Here is an 11,794-nt window from a genome sequence, read left to right as displayed (position 1 = left end):
GCCTGGCCTGTCGGCTCGGCTGCACAGCCAGTCTCCCGGAATTCGGTCAGCCGGAACGCCGCCGCTCAGAAGCGCGGGAAGTTCAGCAGCGACATGGTGATGGACGGGTCGATGGCGACGATCGAGGAGCGTCCGCGGCTGTTGATCGGCCCGATGTAGGGGAGGTTTGTCGAGGCTCCCGCGGGACCGCCGTTCTTCAGGTCGTACATGGCCGAGAAGCGGTCCAGGAACTTCCCGAGCTTGGCCGGGTCCTTGAAGTCGGCGATGTCGAAGCGCTTCTTCAGCTTGTCGACCAGCCGGTCGAGATCGCCCAGCGCCGACTGCTCGGGAATGTCGAGCGCCGTGAAGACCACCTTCTGCAGCGCGCGGTCGGCCATCACCTGATACCAGTTGGTGATGCGCGGCGCCTTGCGGTCGAAGTAGAGCGCCAGACGGACCGCCGGGTTGCTCTCCTCCGCCTTCACCTCCAGCGACACGTCGATGTAGCGGTCGACGATGGCCTTGACGATCGCCGGCTCCTTCAGCGTGGCGCCGCCCGTCTCCTTGAAGGACAGGACGGTGGCCATCTCCTTGAACTTGGCGTCGTTCATGCGGTTGGCCAGCGCCTCCGGGTCCTTCACCCCCTGGTCCAGCACCTTGCGGATGAGGGCGCGCGCGTAGGTCTGGCTTTCCAGGTCGAAGGCCACCATGACGAAGCGGTAGAGCTTGTCGTCCTTCAGCAGCTCCTCGGCGCTGGAGATCTTGCCGATGTTGGCCTCGAAATAGGCGATGTTGCGCTTCACGTCGGGGCGCGAGCGGATCATCGCGTCGTAGCGGTCCTGGTTGCGGACGATCTGGCGATAATCCTGGAGCGTGCTCATGCCTTCACCTCCGGGGTCGCCGGCCGGCCGCTCTCCTCCGCCGCGTCCTCCGCCGGGTCGGCGTAGGAGGGCGGGATGCGCAGGATCACCTCGCCGGTGTGGGTGTCGAGCACCTCGGTGGACAGGCGGCCCGTGCCGGGGTCGAGGTTGACGCGGTAGGGCGGGATGGGGTCGGGCAAGATTGGATCGGGCCGGCGGCCGTTGTCGGCTTCCGCCGATGTCCGGCTTTCCTCGACCACCTCGGTGGCCTTGACGGCCTCGGCCTGGGCGGCGCGCAGCCGGTCGGCCTGGCGCTGGCGGGCTTCGGCGATCAGGTCGGCGCTGGCGGTGCCGCGCTCGCCGTTGACGCCGGACACGCCGCCGGTCAGTCCCTGGATGGGTGCGGGCATGGCGTCACGCCTCCGCGTGGGTTTGGGGCACGCGAGTCTCGGGAATGCGCTCGTCCCGCGAGGAGCGCTGCGCGTTCAGCAGCCCGTCCTCGTAGGCCATCACCGGCCGCAGGCAGGCCAGCGCCTTGTAGTAGTCGCGGTCGCTGACGTTGCTCATCGCCTGCATGATGCGGTCCTGCATCTCCGGATGCATGAAGGCGGTGTAGAGCTTGGCCATCATGCCAGCGACGACGCTGCCGTACTGTTCCGCGGCCTGGGGGTCCAGCAGCATGCTCTGGATCACGAAGTAGGCGCGGCGGACGGGGGTGTCGGCCTCGTCCTCCTGCATGATGTCGCTGCCGCGGATGATCTGCGCGAAGTTGCTGACGGTCAGGGTGTAGCGGCGGTTCTCGTTCTGCACGACGCAGCCGTTGATGACCACGCGCTCGCAGGGCTTGAGGCGGAGCTTAAGCGCCATAGGACGCCTCCATCGCGGCGGGAGCCTCGGTGCGGGCCACGCCCTGCAGGCCGCGCATGACCGACCGGTTGATGTCGATCAGCACGCTCGCGTCGGCTTCGCCGCGCAGCACCTGGGTGGTCTGGCGCGCCACCGAGAAGGACAGCGAGACCAGCCCGGCGCGCAGCGCCTCGGGCAGCGCGTTGCCGTCCTCCAGCAGGTCGGCGCGCAGCGTGTTCCAGAGTTCCAGGTTGCGCCACAGCGCGTCCTTCAGCGCCGCCGACCGCCAGCCGGCGTCGCGGTTGGCCTCCAGATCCAGGGTGATGCGGAGGAAGACCAGATATTCGATGCGGCGCGGGTCTTCGCACTCGGCCATCGTCTGCTGGTAGGCGGCGATGCTCATGGTCGCACCTTATGCAACGCGCACGGGGGCGCCGGAAGGGGGCTGGGGCAGCGAAAAGGGAGCCGGATCGGGCAAGGAAAAAGAGGCCGGCGCCCCCTCGGGAGAGGGACGCCGGCCGGACCGGGTTAGCGGAACAGCGAGAGAATGTTCTGCGGACCCTGGTTGGCGATCGACAGCGCCTGGGTGGCGAGCTGCTGCTGGACCTGGAGGGCCTGCAGGCGGCTCGATTCCTCGTTCATGTCGGCGTCCACGAGGGAGCCGATGCCCTTGTTCATCGAGTCGGTCAGCTTCGACACGAAGTCGTTCTGCACCGACACGCGGTTCTCGATGGAACCGATCACCGCGGCCTTGCCGATGGCCTTGTCGAGCAGGCCGTTGATGACCTCGAGCGACTTGGTGGCGTTGGAGGTCACGTCGATCTGCGTCAGGTCGGCCAGGCCGCCGAAGGCGTCGCTTTCCTTCGAGCCGACCCACAGGCTGTCCACCTTGGCGGTGAAGTTGCCGTCGGTGTTCAGGTCCTGGTCGGTGAATTCCAGCTTGTCGCCGTTGAAGGCCACCTGGAAGTCGCCGCCGGCCGCGGTCAGGGCCGTGTTGACCGCCGTCTCGATCAGGCCCTGGGTGGTCGCCAGATCCGTGGTGTAGTCGATGCCCGACAGGTCCACCGTCACGGCGGTCTTGGTGCCCGCCTCGTTGGTGACGTTCAGGGTCAGGTTGCCCAGGCCCAGGTTCTGGCCGTCGATGAAGGTGGTGTCCGGCGCACCGATGGCGATGCCGACGCTGGCCTTCAGGTCGTTGGTGGAGTCCACCTGCTGCTCAATCGTCGCCTTGCCGACGATCGAGGTGACCTGCATGTCCTGGCGCTGGAAGCTGATGTAGCTCGGATCGACCGTGCCGGCGCTGCGGCTCAGCGACGCCAGGATGTCGACGTTCTGGTCCTTGGCCGTGCCGTCGTTGGAGTAGGTGATGCGCAGCAGGTTATCGCCGTTGAAGGAGGCGTCGGCGGCGGCGCCCTTCACCAGCTTGACGAGCTGGTCGATGTCGTTCTGGATCAGCGACTTGTCGACGCCGTTGGTCTGGCCGGCGATGACGCGGGCCTTCAGCGTCTGCAGGTTCTCGACGATGTTCTTGGACGCCACCGACGCGGTGTTGGTCGTGCCCGAACCCAGTTCCAGCGATTCCTTCACCGCCTTGAAGCCGGCGACGTCGGCGCGCATGGTCGTGGCGATGGACCAGTAGGCGGCGTTGTCCTTGGCGTTGTTGACCTTGAGACCGGTCGAGATGCGATCCTGGGTGGTTGCCAGATCGTCGGTCACCCGGCGCAGCGTCTGCAGCGCGGTCATCGCCGAGGTGTTGGTCATAATCGAGGCCATGTGTATCTCCATTCGCGAGATGCAGAGCGCCTTTCTGACGCTGGGGCCGGGTGCGCGGGCCTTCCCACTTGGTTTTTATGGGCGCGCAACCGACCATTCGACTGTGACCGACCCCGTTTAAACCGGAGTAAAAAAACCGCAGCCTTTTCAGGGGAACGAACACGTCTTCAAAAATTGGCGTTTTTTAAAAGTAATCACGCATTTTATAAAAATGCAGCAACCGCGCACAGCGGCTCAGCCGCCGTGCCCCGAAGGGCCGCAGCCGTGGCGTCTTTCAAAATGTCGGAAGGGCGAATTGTCGAAAGCGGAAGGTAGGGCGGGACTTTGAAATTATGGCGCTGTCACTCGGCGGCGACCAGACAGCCGGGATGCAGGCCGGAGGCGGCGAAGGGGATGGCCGGGAAGCGGCGGGCGGCGGTGGCGGGTGCGGCGGCCGGAACGGCCTCTTCATGCTCGGGCGGGGCTTCGAACTTGTAGCCGCGGCCGTAGACGGTCTCGATGTAGCGGGCGCCGCCGGTGGCCTCGGCGATCTTCTTGCGCAGCTTGCAGATGTAGACGTCGATGACCTTGTCGAGCGGGTCGGCGCCGGACAGGCCGTAGACCTCGTCGTAGATGTGCTCCTTGGAGACGACGCGGCGGTGGTGGGCGGCCAGCACGCCGAGGATGGCGTGCTCGCGCTGGCTCAGCCGCAGCCGCTCGCCGGCGACCTCCGGGTCGCGCCCGTCGAGGAACACCGTCAGTTGCCCGACCCGCACCGCGTTGCTCAGCAGGCCGCGCGAGCGCCGCCGCGCCACCTCGATGCGCGCCCGCACCTCGGCGCTGACCACCGGCTTGACCAGCACGTCGTCGGCCCCGGCGTGCAGCAGTTCCACCGTCGTCGTCACGCAGCGCCGGTCGAGCAGGCAGAGGATCGCCGCCCCGACCTGATGCGCCCGCAGCGCCGCCACGCAGCGCGCCGGGTCGTCGACGCTGCCGAGCACGATGGCGTCGTAGCCCAGCCCGTCGGCTCCCTGCTCCTGCAGAAGCTCCTCCAGCCCGGCCCAGTCCTGGCGGTCGTAGCGGATCTTCCCCATGCCGAGCTGACGGCCGAGCGCGTCGGCGATCAGGGGATTCGGTTCAACCAGGACAGCGCGCATGGGATTCTCCGCAACAGGGGTTTCAACTAGAGGGCGGGACGACAAGGCACTTAAAATTTTCCTTAATTCCGAGTGCTTTATTTTCTCACACCCTCAGGTAATAGCCTTCCTGTACCGCGAGTCAACCATCCGGCTTACCTCAAGGGATAATGTTACGGCCTGCTTTTATATGACTTTTAATATCCGTTAAGGCGTAGATTCTTGGCTGCTCTTTGCCTCGAAATTCGAAGCATTTTCCTCCCGAGTTGCCCGCAACGCCGAACCTCCGTGCCAGCCATCCCACGGGCGATCCGTCAGGCCATCCCTCAGGCTTGAACCGGGCTTTAACCGGGTTGTATTTCACTGGTGGCGACAGGATGCGAACGGGGAGAGGAACCGATGCCGACCCGCAACCGACAGGCGTTTGCCGGAACCGCGCTTGCGGGCGCTCTCCTGCTGGCGGGCGGCTGCGCGATGACCAGCCCGGCGCCCGACACCGCCTATCGCCAAGCGCTGGAGGCGGCGGTGGAGGCCGGGCGGTGCGAGGGGCCGACGGTGGAGGCACTGTGGACCGCCTACGACCACTGGTTCGCCGTGGCGGCCAGCCTCGCCTCCTACCACCGCGGCACGGAGGCCGGCGCCCTGCTGCGGCAAGGCGAGGCGTTTCGCATCCTGGGCTGCCCCGCCGCCGCCCGCGACACCTACGAGACGCTTTTGCAGCGCTTTCCCGACCCCGATTACGAGTTGGAGCGCAACGCCGCCCGCCGTGGCCTGATGGATCTGCCGATCAACCCGCCAACGCCCCTGCTGCGCCCGGCGCCCGCCGTGACCTCGGCCCTGCGCCCGCCCGCCCCGACGGAGCGTGGCGACGGCTGACCCGCAGGCCCGTCTTGTGGATTCGCGGGGCCGGGCCGTATGGCTGCCATGACGCTCCGCACCATTGTTCCCAGGCATGATATATCAGTAACCTGACGGTCAACCGGGCCGAGACCCGGGCCATCCTTCCGCTTGCCGCCCTCCTGCCTGGAAGCGCCCTCCGGCCATGCCCGACTGCTCCCGACCCCCGGAAGGGGTGTCCGCCGCCCAGACCATGCCGTCCCATGGCCGCGAGCGCCGCGACGATCCCGTGCGCGGCATTTTGATGGTCGTCGCCGCGGTCTTCTTCTTCTCCTGTTCCGACGCGACGGCGAAGTATCTGGCCCAGACGCTGCCCTCCATCGAGATCGGCTGGATGCGGTACGTCGGCTTCACCACGCTGCTGCTGCCTCTGATGATCCGCGGCGGCCCGCCGGTGATGAAGACCGCCAGCCCCGGCCTCCAGGTCCTGCGCGGGCTGGGCATGCTGGGGTCGGCGCTGTTCTTCATCATGGGCATGCATTATCTGCCCCTGGCCGAGGCGGCGGCGACCAGCTACGTCTCGCCGGTCTTCGTCACGGTGCTGTCGATCCTGGTGCTGGGCGAGAAGATCGGGCCGCGCCGCTGGGCGGCGGTGCTGGTCGGCCTGCTCGGCGTGCTGATCGTCATCCGGCCCGGTGGGGCGGCCTTCCAGCCGGCGGCCATCTTCCCCATCCTGTCGGCGATGAGTTGGGCGACCGGCGTGGTCATCACCCGCAAGATGACCGGGCAGGAGCACCCCACCACCACCCTGATCTGGTCCGCCCTGACCGGCCTTGCCGTGCTGACGATGCTGCTGCCCTTCAACGTCACCATGCCGACCGCGACGGAGGTGGCGCTTGGCGCCCTGATCGGTCTGGTCTCGACCATGGGGCAATGGCTGATGGTGCAGGCCTACCGCTTCGGCGAGGCGTCGGTGCTGGCCCCCTGCTCCTACGTGCAGATCGTCTGGTCGACGCTGCTGGGCTTCCTGATCTTCGACGCCCTGCCCGACCACTGGACCTTCCTCGGCACCGGAATCATCATCGCCAGCGGCCTCTACACCGCCCACCGCGAGCGGCTGCGCAAGAAGCAGCAGCAAAACGCCGCATGACCACAGCAACGGCCGGGGCCCGAAAAGCCTTGCCTCGGATATTGATATATTAGTATACTTGCCCCCAGGAGGCACGGGACTAAAAACCCGTGCTGTTCGAACTCTTTAGCACAGACCGGCGGGGTTGGTCCGTCGGACGGGGGATGGCGATGGGTGAGTCCGCGCGCCGGGTTGCGGCCCTTGGCGAATGCATGATCGAGCTGGTGCGCCGTCCCGACGGGACCTTCACCATGGGCTTCGGCGGCGACACCCTGAACACCGCCGTCTACATGGCGCGGCTGGGCGTGGCAACCGATTACGTGACGGCGCTGGGCGATGACGGCAACAGCGACGCCATGGTCGCCACCTGGGAAGGCGAAGGGGTCGGCACCGGCCATGTGCTGCGCGTCCCCAACCGCGTCCCCGGCCTCTACATGATCGAGACCGACGACAGCGGCGAACGGCGCTTCCTCTACTGGCGCGATTCCGCGCCGGCCCGCGACCTGTTCGTGCTGCCCGACAGCCCGGCGCTGGTCGCCGATCTGGAAAACTACGACCTGCTCTACATGTCGGGCATCAGCCTGGCCATCTGGGGCGAGCGCGGGCGGGAGGTGCTGTTCCCCATGCTCGACCGCCTGCGCGAGCGCGGCGGCCGCGTCGCCTTCGACACCAACTGGCGCCCCCGCCTGTGGCCCGACCGCGAGACGGCGCAGCGCGCCTACGACGCGATGCTGCGCCGCGCCGACATCGCCCTGCCGGGCGTCGAGGACCTGCGCGGCCTCTACGGCGACGCCGATGCCGACACCGCCATGGCCCGCGTGCGCGATGCCGGTGTGACCGAAATCGTGCTCAAGCTGGAGAAGCCGGGCTGCATCGTCTCCGCCCCCGGCCTCGAGGAGACCGTGCCGTCGGAAAAGGTCGCCAAGGTCGTGGACACCACCGCGGCGGGCGACAGCTTCAGCGCCGGCTACCTCAGCGCCCGCCTGAAGGGCCTCGGCCCGGTGGAGGCGGCGTGCTCCGCCCACCGCATCGCCGCCGTGGTCATCCAGCACCGCGGCGCCGTCATCCCGCGCGACGCCATGGCGTCCGTGCTGGACGGCTGATCCCCTGACGGAGGGACCCTCCATGCCCCCAGGCCAACCTTCTACGGGCCCGGCCACGACCGTTCCCGCCATCGTCAAGCCGCCCCGCGCGTCGCAGCGCGGGACCACGGCGGCGGCGGCGATCTACCGCGACCTGCGAGCCGACATCGTGTCGCTGGCCCGCAAGCCGGGCGACCCGATCGTGGAGAAGCTGGTGGCCGAAGCCTTCGGCGTCAGCCGCACCCCGGTGCGCGAGGCCGTCCTGCGGCTGGCCGACGAGGGGCTGGTGGAGGTCTTTCCGCAATCGGGCACCTTCGTGGCCCGCATCCCCATCGCCGCCCTGCCGGAAGCCAACCTGATCCGCAAGACGCTGGAGCAGGCGACCGTCCGCTTCGCGGCGGAACGCGCCACCCGCAGCCAGGTCGCCGCCCTCCAGGCCAATCTGGAGCGCCAGCGCGAGGTGGACGCCTCAGGCTGCGCCGACGGCTTCCATCAGGCGGACGAGGCGTTCCACGCGCTGATCGCCGACATCGCCGGCTACCCCGGTTTCTGGCCGATCACCCAGCAGGTGAAGGTGCAGATCGACCGCTGCCGCCACATGACGCTTCCCTACCCCGGCCGCCTGGCGACCGTCATCGCCGAGCACGAGGCCATCGTCGCCGCCATCGCGGACCATGACCCCGACCGCGCGGTGACGGCGCTCGGCGACCACATCGACGGCCTGCTGCTGACCATCGACGACATGCGGCACGCCACCCCACTCTACTTCTCTCCTGTCGAGGCCCTGACATGACCCACCCGCGTCTTGAACCCTCCCTGTCCGGCCCGCGCATCGTCCCGGTCCTCGTCCTCGACGAGCCGGACACCGCGGTCGCCCTGGCCGAGGCGCTGGTCGCCGGCGGCCTGAACACGCTGGAGGTGACGCTGCGCACCCCCGCGGCGCTAGCCTGCGCGGAGGCCATCGCCGCCCGCGTTCCAGGCGCCCTGGTCGGCCTCGGCACGCTGATCCGGCCGGAGCAGTTCGCCCAGGCCCGCGACGCCGGCGCCCGCTTCGTCGTCAGCCCCGGCCTGACCGACCGTCTGGCCGAGGCCGCCAAGACCGCCGGCTTGCCCTATCTGCCGGGCATCGCCACGGTGGCCGAGGCGCTGATCGCCATGGAGCACGGCTTCCGCGAGCTGAAGTTCTTCCCGGCGATGCTGAACGGCGGCGCCCCGGCGCTGCGCGGCATGGCGCCGCTGATGCCGGAGATCCGCTTCTGCCCGACCGGCGGCCTCAAGGCCGAGCATGTGAAGGAGATCCTGTCGCTCCCCAACGTCTTCGCGCTCGGCGGCACCTGGCTGACCCCGGCCGACGCGGTCAAGGAGCGCCGCTGGTCCGAGATCGAGCGGCTGGCCCGCGAGGCCTCCGCCCTGGCCCAGAGCTGAGCCAGATGCGGCGTCGCGTCGGCGTGATCGGGCTGGGCATGGCGGCGACGCCGCACGCCCAGAGCCTGCTGGATCTGGCGGACCGGGTGGAGGTGGCGGGCTGCTTCAGCCCGTCCGCCGAGCGCCGGACCGCCTTCGCGGCGCGCTTCGGCCTGCCGGCGGTGGACCGGGCGGAGGCGATCCTCGACGATCCCACCGTCTCCGCCGTCCTGCTGCTGACCCCGCCGGACACCCACGCCGACCTCGTCGCCCGCTGCGCCGCCGCCGGCAAGCATGTCCTTCTGGAAAAGCCGCTGGACGCCACGCCCGCCGGCTGCCGCGCCGTGGTGGAGAGCATGGAGCGCGCCGGGCTGACGCTCGGCGTCATGCTCCAGCACCGCTTCCGCGCCGCCGCCGAACGGCTGGCGGAGCTGCTGCGCACCGGCACGCTGGGCCGCCCGCTGTCGGCCTCCGTCGTGGTGCGCTGGTGGCGCGACGACGCCTACTACGCCCAGCCGGGACGCGGCATGAAGGCGCGCGACGGCGGCGGCGTGCTGCTGACCCAGGCCATCCACACGCTCGACCTCTATGTCAGCCTGCTCGGCCTGCCGCGGGAGGTCGCCGCCTTTGCCAACACCAGCGGCCTGCGCCCCATCGACACCGAGGACGTGGTGTGCGCCGCCCTGCGCTACGACGGCGGGCTGCTCGCCACGGTGGACGCCACCACCGCGGCCTATCCCGGCTACCCGGAGCGCATCGAGATCGCCGGCACCGCCGGCTCCGCCCTGCTGACCGGCGACCGGCTGGAGGTGCAGCTGCGCTCCGGCGAAACGGTCCAGGCGGGGGAAACGGCGGGCACGCTGGGCGGCGGGGCCGACCCGATGGCCTTCTCCAACGCCCACCACCGCGCCGTCCTGGCCGACTTCCTCGACGCGCTCGACCACGGCACCCAGCCGCGCGTGTCCGGGCGGGAGGCGCTGAAGGTCCACCGGCTGATCGAGGCGATCCTCAAATCCTCGGAAAGCGGCGCCGTCACGGCGATTCCGGAAGACTGACCTCACGTCACACTCACGAACTCGTGTCCCGCGCTTGATTTGCCGGGAGCGGCGACCAAGGCTAGATGAGGGATGGGGGGCGCTGCCGCCTCCCGTCGGCTTTCCTGTGGAGAGTGTTCATGCTCATCAAAGTCCGGAGCGCGTCGCAAGCCAGCGAGAACGAGGTGACGCCCCGCGGCCTGTTCCTGTCCCGGCGCTCGATCATGGCCGGCGGCGCCGCAGCCCTGGCGCTCGGCGGCACGGGTGCCCTCTCGGGCCCAGCGCTGGCCGCGCCCTTCCAGGCCCCGCTGACGGTCAGCCCGAAGGACCCCAAGATGGACGCCCAGACTCCGATGAAGTCGGCGACCAGCTACAACAATTTCTATGAGTTCGGGACGGACAAGACCGACCCGTCCGAGAACGCCGGCACGCTGCGCACCCGTCCGTGGGAGATCGCGGTGGACGGCGATGTCGGGAAGCCCACCACCTTCGGCATCGAGGACCTGCTGGCCTTCCCGCTGGAGGAGCGCGTCTATCGCCTGCGCTGCGTCGAGGGCTGGTCGATGGTCATCCCCTGGGTCGGCTTCCCGCTGGCCGAGCTGTTGAAGCGCGTCGACCCGACCGGCAACGCCAAGTACGTCGCCTTCCAGACGCTGGCCGACCGCTCGCAGATGCCCGGCCTGAAGTATCCCGTGCTGCAATGGCCCTACGTGGAGGGGCTGCGCATGGACGAGGCCATGCACCCGCTGACCATCCTGGCGGTCGGCATGTACGGCGAGACGCTGCCCAACCAGAACGGCGCGCCGGTGCGGCTGGTCGTGCCGTGGAAGTACGGCTTCAAGTCGATCAAGTCGATCGTCCGCATCACCCTGACGCAGGATCAGCCGCCGACCTCCTGGAACCGTTCGCAGCCGCGCGAGTACGGTTTCTATTCGAACGTGAACCCGGAGGTCGACCACCCGCGCTGGAGCCAGGCGACGGAGCGCCGCGTCGGCGAGTTCTCGCGCCGCAAGACGCTGCCCTTCAACGGCTATGGCGAGGAGGTGGCGTCCCTCTACACCGGCATGGATCTGCGGAAGAACTACTGAGATGGCCGCAACGTCGAAAGGCCCGGTCGCCCAGGCGTTGTCCTCGCGCTGGGCGAAGCCGGCGGTGTTCGCCCTGGGGCTCCTCCCGCTCGGCTGGATGGTCTGGCTGGGCATGAGCGGCGGGCTGGGGGCCGAGCCGGTGGCCGAGGCGGTGCGGCAGAGCGGGCTGTGGGCGCTGCGCCTTCTGCTGGTCGCGCTGGCCGTCACGCCGCTGCGCATCCTGACGGGGCAGGCGGGGCTGGCGCGCTTTCGCCGGATGATCGGGCTGTTCGCCTTCTTCTACGCGCTGCTTCACGTCTCCGTTTACGTCGGGGTGGACCAGTTCTTCGACTGGGCGGCGGTGTGGAAGGACATCGTGAAGCGGCCCTACATCACGGTCGGCATGGGCGCCTTCGTGATCCTGACGGCGCTGGCCGCGACCTCGACCAACGGCATGGTGCGGCGGCTCGGCGGGCGGCGCTGGAAGGCGCTGCACAAGGCGGTGTTCGTCGCCGGGGCGGCGGGCTGCGTCCATTACGTGATGCTGGTCAAGGGCTGGCAGTACCCGCCCTTCGTCTACGCGGCGATCCTCCTGGGGCTGGTCGCGCTGCGCTACGCGAAGTCGCCGGCGGCGGGGCGGCGGCTCTCCCCGTCCTACCGGACCTGAG

General features: G+C 68.9%; 14 protein-coding genes. 8 read left to right on the top strand and 6 right to left on the bottom strand.

The annotated features are described in order from the left end of the window. Positions 1-65: 65 nt before the first annotated feature. The 6 genes from ACWPN5_RS09780 to ACWPN5_RS09755 all read right to left on the bottom strand — a co-directional run bounded on the left by ACWPN5_RS09780 (position 66) and on the right by ACWPN5_RS09755 (position 4,594). Positions 66-860 (bottom strand): DUF1217 domain-containing protein, encoded by a 795-nt coding sequence (locus tag ACWPN5_RS09780; RefSeq protein ID WP_145690249.1) that lies wholly within the window; start codon positions 858-860, stop codon positions 66-68. Next, positions 857-1,249: a FlaG family protein gene (locus ACWPN5_RS09775; protein ID WP_145690250.1), complete on the bottom strand. Its 393-nt coding sequence runs from the start codon at positions 1,247-1,249 to the stop codon at positions 857-859. Before ACWPN5_RS09775 ends, ACWPN5_RS09780 begins: the two co-directional genes overlap by 4 nt. Before the next feature lie 4 nt (positions 1,250-1,253). Next, positions 1,254-1,706 carry a flagellar biosynthesis repressor FlbT gene (locus ACWPN5_RS09770; RefSeq protein ID WP_145690251.1) on the bottom strand — a complete coding sequence of 151 codons (453 nt, stop codon included), beginning with the start codon at positions 1,704-1,706 and terminating at the stop codon, positions 1,254-1,256. Then, complete coding sequence (flaF, locus tag ACWPN5_RS09765; protein WP_145690252.1) at positions 1,696-2,088, bottom strand: flagellar biosynthesis regulator FlaF; 393 nt, start codon at positions 2,086-2,088, stop codon at positions 1,696-1,698. The genes ACWPN5_RS09770 and flaF overlap by 11 nt, the downstream gene beginning before the upstream one ends. Before the next feature lie 125 nt (positions 2,089-2,213). Continuing rightward, on the bottom strand, positions 2,214-3,458 hold the full coding sequence (locus ACWPN5_RS09760) for a flagellin N-terminal helical domain-containing protein (protein ID WP_014199642.1): 1,245 nt from the start codon (positions 3,456-3,458) through the stop codon (positions 2,214-2,216). A gap of 341 nt (positions 3,459-3,799) precedes the next feature. Beyond that, positions 3,800-4,594 carry a response regulator transcription factor gene (locus tag ACWPN5_RS09755; protein ID WP_145690253.1) on the bottom strand — a complete coding sequence of 265 codons (795 nt, stop codon included), beginning with the start codon at positions 4,592-4,594 and terminating at the stop codon, positions 3,800-3,802. A gap of 378 nt (positions 4,595-4,972) precedes the next feature. Between ACWPN5_RS09755 and ACWPN5_RS09750 the strand changes: the two genes are divergently transcribed. From ACWPN5_RS09750 to msrQ, 8 genes are all read left to right on the top strand, one after another. Beyond that, on the top strand, positions 4,973-5,449 hold the full coding sequence (locus ACWPN5_RS09750) for a hypothetical protein (RefSeq protein WP_145690254.1): 477 nt from the start codon (positions 4,973-4,975) through the stop codon (positions 5,447-5,449). A gap of 166 nt (positions 5,450-5,615) precedes the next feature. After that, on the top strand, positions 5,616-6,560 hold the full coding sequence (locus ACWPN5_RS09745) for a DMT family transporter (protein ID WP_492295314.1): 945 nt from the start codon (positions 5,616-5,618) through the stop codon (positions 6,558-6,560). Between the two features lie 149 nt (positions 6,561-6,709). Then, complete coding sequence (locus ACWPN5_RS09740) at positions 6,710-7,642, top strand: sugar kinase (protein ID WP_492295313.1); 933 nt, start codon at positions 6,710-6,712, stop codon at positions 7,640-7,642. A gap of 22 nt (positions 7,643-7,664) precedes the next feature. Continuing rightward, complete coding sequence (locus ACWPN5_RS09735; protein WP_492295312.1) at positions 7,665-8,414, top strand: GntR family transcriptional regulator; 750 nt, start codon at positions 7,665-7,667, stop codon at positions 8,412-8,414. After that, the gene (eda, locus tag ACWPN5_RS09730) at positions 8,411-9,046 is read left to right on the top strand and encodes a bifunctional 4-hydroxy-2-oxoglutarate aldolase/2-dehydro-3-deoxy-phosphogluconate aldolase (RefSeq protein WP_492295311.1); all 636 of its coding nucleotides are present in this window, start codon (positions 8,411-8,413) and stop codon (positions 9,044-9,046) included. Before ACWPN5_RS09735 ends, eda begins: the two co-directional genes overlap by 4 nt. A gap of 5 nt (positions 9,047-9,051) precedes the next feature. Continuing rightward, a complete protein-coding gene (locus tag ACWPN5_RS09725) occupies positions 9,052-10,080 on the top strand; it encodes a Gfo/Idh/MocA family protein (RefSeq protein WP_492295310.1) in 1,029 nt (342 codons plus the stop codon). Positions 10,081-10,199: 119 nt separating this feature from the next. After that, positions 10,200-11,147 (top strand): protein-methionine-sulfoxide reductase catalytic subunit MsrP, encoded by a 948-nt coding sequence (gene msrP / locus ACWPN5_RS09720; RefSeq protein ID WP_145690259.1) that lies wholly within the window; start codon positions 10,200-10,202, stop codon positions 11,145-11,147. Between the two features lies 1 nt (position 11,148). Next, positions 11,149-11,793: a protein-methionine-sulfoxide reductase heme-binding subunit MsrQ gene (gene msrQ, locus ACWPN5_RS09715; protein ID WP_492295309.1), complete on the top strand. Its 645-nt coding sequence runs from the start codon at positions 11,149-11,151 to the stop codon at positions 11,791-11,793. The last annotated feature ends 1 nt before the right edge of the window (position 11,794 follow it).

The organism is Azospirillum sp. UENF 211521, assembly GCF_058780535.1.
This window is presented reverse-complemented; position numbering and strand designations above follow the sequence as displayed.